The organism is Azospirillum doebereinerae, assembly GCF_003989665.1.
GTDB classification, from domain to species: domain Bacteria; phylum Pseudomonadota; class Alphaproteobacteria; order Azospirillales; family Azospirillaceae; genus Azospirillum; species Azospirillum doebereinerae.
This window is the reverse complement of the sequence record NZ_RZIJ01000081.1, coordinates 1-710: the sequence shown is the minus strand read 5'-3', so window position 1 is coordinate 710 and position 710 is coordinate 1. Positions and strand designations below refer to the sequence as shown.

At 70.1% G+C, this 710-nt stretch carries 1 pseudogene; it reads left to right on the top strand.

The annotated features are described in order from the left end of the window. Positions 1 to 315 precede the first annotated feature (315 nt). Positions 316 to 710: pseudogene (eno, locus tag EJ913_RS31275) on the top strand (phosphopyruvate hydratase); the annotation flags it as partial.

Sequence of the window (710 nt, the reverse complement as noted above, 5' to 3'; positions counted from 1 at the left end):
CGGGTGTCGGGCTACGCGGTGAACTTCATCAAGCTGACGCGCGAGCAGCAGCTCGACGTCATCAGCCGCACGTTCCACGACCAGCACTGACGCTTGAGCCGGATCGGGGGTGGGGGCGGTTTGCCCCCTCCCTAACCCTCCCCCGCCTTTGGCGGGAGAGGGAACTCCGCCGAACGCCGACAAGCCTCCTACCCCCTCTCCCGCCAAAGGCGGGGGAGGGATGGGGAGGGGGCAACCACGGCCGGACCTCCACACTCTCCCCTTCTTCCCATTCTTCCAGAGGCCCGGCGTCCAAGACCGCCGGAACGCATCCCCATGAGCGTCATCACCGACATCCACGCCCGCGAGATTCTGGACAGCCGTGGCAACCCGACCGTTGAGGTCGACGTGGCGCTGGAAAGCGGCGCCTTCGGCCGCGCCGCCGTGCCCTCGGGCGCCTCGACCGGCGCCCACGAGGCGGTGGAACTCCGCGACGGCGACAAGAGCCGCTACGGCGGCAAGGGCGTGCTGAAGGCCGTCGAGGCCGTCAACGGCGAGATCGCCGACGCCCTGACCGGGCTGGAAGCCACCGACCAGCGCCTGCTCGACCTGACCATGATCGAACTGGACGGCACCGCCAACAAGGCGCGGCTGGGCGCCAACGCCATCCTGGGCGTGTCGCTGGCGGTCGCCAAGGCGTCCGCCGAGGAAGCCGGCCTGCCGCTCTACCG